Raw genomic sequence first — 4735 nt, forward strand, 5'->3', positions numbered from 1 at the left:
GCACTCTCCCTCGGCTGGGGCCTCTGGGAAGACCGCAGCAGCATGACCGGCAACCTCACCAACACCGACCTCCACCGCATGACCCGCCACGGAGTCGGCGCCATGAGCACCGAGGACGGGCTGCGGCTGCTGGACGCTGCCTCTGCGACGGGTGAGTCGCATCTGCTGCCGATCCGGCTCGACGTCGCGGCGCTGCGGCGACGGGCCGACGACGACAGTCTCCCGGCGCTGCTGCGGGGGCTTGCCCAGCGTCGGGTGCGGCGCAACACCGCGGAGGCCGGCACTCGGCGGCCCACGGAGCTGCCGCTCGCCGAGCGGCTCGACCGGGTGTCCGGTGAGCGGCGGGCGCAGGCTCTGGAGGATCTGGTGGTCGCGCAGGTGGCGGCCGTGCTCGGGCACGCCTCGACGGCCGCGATCGAGCCGGAGCGTGCCTTCAAGGACATCGGGTTCGACTCGTTGACCGCGGTCGAGCTGCGCAACCGGCTCAACACGGCCACCGGGCTGCGGCTGCCCGCCACGCTCGTCTTCGACCAGCCGACTCCGCAGGCGATCGCCCGGTTTGTGGAGCGGAAGCTGTTCCCGCAGGAGAGCGCGCAGGCTCCCGCCCCGGCCGCGCAGGACTCAGTCCACGATGTCCGCGCCATCGACGTGGACGCGATCGACGAGATGGATGTCGACCTCCTCATCAACCTTGCTTTCGACGGCGACAGCGCCAGAACCGACGCGGAGCGTGAGTGACCTCATGAGCAACCCCAACGACAAGGTCGTCGCCGCCCTGCGGGCGTCCCTCAAGGAGACCGAGCGACTGCGGCAGCACAACCGCGAACTCACCGAGCGCGGCCGGGAGCCGATCGCGATCGTCGCGATGAGCTGCCGCTACCCCGGCGGTGTACGCACCCCGGAGGACCTGTGGCGGCTGGTGGCCGCGGGCGAGGACGCCGTGTCGGAGTTCCCGACGGACCGAGGCTGGGACCTGGACGGGCTGTACGACCACGGCGGATTTCTGTACGACGCGGCCGACTTCGACACCGCCTTCTTCGGGATCTCACCTCGCGAGGCCCTGGCCATGGACCCGCAGCAGCGGCTGCTCCTGGAGACCTCCTGGGAGGCAGTGGAACGGGCCGGCATCGACCCGCGCACCCTGCGCGGCAGCCGTACGGGCGTCTTCGCCGGAGTCATGTACCACGACTACGGCACGCTGGTCCGTGAGTCGCCGGACGCCGTCGAGGGCTATGTCTACAACGGCAGCGCGGGCAGCGTCGCCTCCGGCCGGGTGTCCTACACGCTCGGCCTGGAGGGGCCGGCGGTGACGGTCGACACGGCCTGTTCCTCCTCGTTGATCGCCCTGCATCTGGCCGTGCAGTCGCTGCGCAACGGCGAGTGCTCGCTGGCGCTCGCCGGTGGCGTGGCGGTGATGTCGACGCCGACGCTGTTCGACGAGTTCAGCCGGGGTCAGGGGCACGGGCTGGCGCCGGACGGCCGGTGCAAGGCGTTCGCGGACAGCGCCGACGGGACCAGCCTGTCGGAGGGCGTGGGTCTGCTGTTGCTGCAGCGGCTGTCGGACGCCCGCCGCAATGGCCACCCCGTACTGGCGGTGGTCCGCTCCACGGCGGCCAACCAGGACGGCGCGAGCAACGGCCTCACCGCACCCAACGGCCCCGCGCAGGAGCGCGTGATCCGGGACGCGCTGGCCGCCGCCGGTCTGACCGGCGCGGACGTCGACGTCGTTGAGGCCCACGGCACCGGCACGACCCTCGGCGACCCCATCGAGGCACAGGCCCTCCTCGCCACCTACGGCCAGGACCACACTTCCGAACAGCCCCTCTGGCTCGGCTCGTTGAAGTCCAACATCGGCCACACCCAGGCCGCCGCAGGCGTCGGCGGAGTCATCAAGATGGTTATGGCCATGCGCCACGGCCTCCTCCCCCGCACCCTCCACGTCGACACACCCTCCACCCACGTCGACTGGGACTCCGGCGCAGTATCCCTGCTGACCGAGGAGCGGCCCTGGCCGGCCGCCGACCGGCCGCGCCGTGCGGCGGTGTCGTCCTTCGGCGTGAGCGGCACGAACACACACGCCGTACTGGAAGAGCCTCCGGCGGAGGAGGCCTCCGAGGACGCGCCGGAGCGCGGGGCCGGGATGCCGGTCGTGCCGTGGGTGCTGTCCGCGAGGTCGGCGGAGGCGTTACGTGAACAGGTCGCACGGGTACGGGAGTTCGCCCGGGAAACCGACTCGGTCGATGTCGGCTTCTCGCTCGCCACGGGGCGTTCGGCGTTCGAGCACCGGGCGGTGCTACTGCACTCCGACGGCGGGCTCGACGCGGCCCTCGCGGCACTCGCCGGGGAGTCGGACGGCGCACCGGGGCTGGTGATGGGCGCAGGCCACCGGTCCGCCCGCACGGCCTTCCTCTTGACGGGTCAGGGCAGCCAGTACCCGGGGATGGGCCTGGAACTCCACGCCGCCTACCCGGTGTTCGCCGAGGCCTTCGACGAGATCTGCGCCTGCCTTGACCCGTACCTCGAACGCCCGCTGCGCGAGGTCGTGTTCGCCGAGCCCGGCACACCCGAGGCGGCGCTGCTCGACCGGACGCAGTACACCCAGGCGGGTCTGTTCGCCGTAGAGGTGGCGCTGTTCCGGCTGGTCGAGGCGTGGGGGATGCGGCCCGCCGCGCTGCTGGGCCACTCCGTCGGCGAGCTGGCGGCGGCGCATGTGTCGGAGGTGCTCACCCTGCCGGACGCGTGCGCGCTGGTGGCCGCTCGCGGCCGGCTGATGGAGGAGTTGCCGGCAGGCGGGGCGATGGTGTCCGTGCGGGCCACCGAGGACGAGGTCGCGGAGGTGCTGACCGGGCGCACGGAACGCGTGTCGGTCGCGGCCGTCAACGGGCCTCAGTCCGTCGTCGTGTCCGGCGACGAGGACGCGGTGCTCGCCGTGGCCGCCGAACTCGCTGAGCGGGGACGCCGTACCAAGCGGCTCAATGTCAGCCATGCCTTCCACTCGCCCCGGATGGACGCCATGCTGGAGGAGTTCCGGGCGGTCGCGAGCTCGCTGCGGTACAGCGATCCGCTGATCCCGGTCGTCTCCGATGTGACCGGCCGTACGGCGACCGCCGAGGAGCTGACCGACCCGGACTACTGGGTGCGCCATGTCCGTCAGGCGGTGCGTTTCGCCGACGGCATGCGAACGCTGGGCGAGTTGGGCATCGGTAGCTGCCTGGAACTCGGCCCCGGCGGCGTGCTCTCCGGGATGGGCGAGGACTGCCTGCCGGGCGACGCGGTGGCCTTCGCCGCCGCTCTGCGCCGGGATCGCGCCGAGCCGGCGTCGGTCGTGGAGGCGGTGGCGACGGTGTTCGCCCACGGTGCCCGCGTCGACTGGGCGGCGCTGTTCGCCGGCAGCGGCGCACGGCGGGTGGAGCTGCCGACCTACCCCTTCCAGCGGCAGCGTTACTGGCCGAAGGCCGCGTCCGGCGCGGCCGGGGACGTACGCTCGCTGGGCCTGGACGCGGTGGACCATCCGCTGCTGGGTGCCGTGCTGGAGAGCGCGGACGGCGACGAGCTGCTGTTCACCAGCCGGGTCTCGCTCGCCGGTCAGCCGTGGATTCGCGGCCACCGCGTCGAGGGCGCCGCCCTGCTGCCGGGCACCGCGCTGGCGGAACTCGCCGTACGGGCCGGGGACCGGGCCGGTTGCCCGCTGCTGGAGGAACTGACCCTCGAAGCACCGCTGGTGCTGCCCGAGGACGGCGGGCTACGGCTCCGGGTGCGGGTCGGCGCCGCCGACAAGTCCGGCCGGCGCACGCTGACCGTGCACGCGCGGCCCGACGGGGACGCGGCGCAGGACGGCCTGCCCTGGACGCGGCATGCCGGCGGTACCCTGAGCCCGGACCGCCTCGGCTCCGGCCCCGGACTGGACCTGAGCGGCGACTGGCCGCCGGCCGGGGCGCAGCCGCTCGACCTCGACGGCCGCTACGAGCGGTTCCGGGAGAGCGGCTTCGAGTACGGCCCTCAGTTCCAGGGGCTGCGAGCGGCTTGGCGGCTCGGTGACGAGGTCTTCGCCGAGGCCGCCCTGCCGGAGGAACTGGCCGGGGATGCCGAGGACTTCGAGCTGCACCCCTCCCTGTTCGACGCCGCACTGCAGGCGGTCGGTCTCAGAGGCCTGGCCGAGGACGGCGCGGCGGCGCTGATGCCGTTCTCGTGGCGGGGCGTACGCCTGCATGCCACGGGCGCCACCGTGCTCCGGGTACGGCTGGCCGTGACGGGTCAGGACGAGGTACGGCTGGACGCCGCGGACGCCCTGGGCAGCCCGGTCCTGACGGTCGACTCGCTGGCACTGCGGCCGCTGTCCGACGGGACGGCGGGTGCCGCTACCGCGGCTGTAGTGCGGGACGCACTGTTCCGTGTGGAGTGGGTGCCGGTCGATGCCGCGCAGACGGAGGGTCCGGAGGCGGTCTGGCTGTCCACCGACGAGGGGCTTCCCGCCCTTACCGGTGCTCCCGACGTCGTGATCGCTCCTTGCCCGTCCGGTGAACGGACGTCCCTGCACGGGGTGCTGGAGCTGGTTCAGGGATGGCTGGCGGACGAGCGTTTCGCCGACTCCCGGCTCGTACTGCTCACCCGCAACGCCGTCGTCACCTCACCCGAGGACACCCCCGACCTGGAACACGCCTCCATCTGGGGCCTCATCCGCTCCGCCCAGTCCGAACACCCCGACCGGATCGTGCTCATCGACACCGACAACCAG

At 72.8% G+C, this 4735-nt stretch carries 2 protein-coding genes; both read left to right on the forward strand.

The features are described from left to right. Nucleotides 1-738 (forward strand): beta-ketoacyl reductase (locus tag AB0E67_RS36130; protein WP_362035054.1); only part of this gene is annotated, 738 nt, incomplete at its 5' end. A 4-nt stretch (nt 739-742) separates the two neighbouring features. Beyond that, the coding region (locus AB0E67_RS36135; RefSeq protein ID WP_362035056.1) for a beta-ketoacyl synthase N-terminal-like domain-containing protein at nt 743-4735 on the forward strand (3993 nt) is incomplete at its 3' end.

It is taken from the genome of Streptomyces sp. NPDC032161, assembly GCF_040636995.1.
Taxonomy (GTDB): Bacteria; Actinomycetota; Actinomycetes; order Streptomycetales; family Streptomycetaceae; genus Streptomyces.